This window comes from Legionella qingyii, from assembly GCF_003184185.1.
The window spans coordinates 483-892 of the sequence record NZ_QHJG01000088.1 but is presented as its reverse complement, the minus strand read 5'-3'; positions in this window follow the sequence as shown (position 1 = coordinate 892).

Below are 410 nucleotides of genomic sequence, written 5' to 3'. Positions count from 1 at the left end.
TTTGTAGACCCTTAAGAGTATAGTTAGACAAGATAAGAATTTGAAACTACTTTAGCGGGACACTAAATAGAAACACGGCCTGTTTTTTTGACTCTATATCCTTATCTACACCTTATTGAGCGACTATTGTTTTCTTAAAGTATATTAGAAAAACAGATCTTTTCCACACTTATACTTTATATAGTCGCTCAATGCTCTCTATAATCCACTTCTTGAGGAAACCGTGTTCAGGGCTTATCTAACAAAACGAGTCTACAATAACCGAAATAAGTGACATGCTTCACAATTAAATTAACTTTAACGTCATCGGTACGTTCCTCCCTGAAACTAACTCAGCGCAATATTTGCACACTTCGCCAAAAAAAGTCCGAAATTTAAACTAAAATGCACATAAAGCGCCACCTATATAA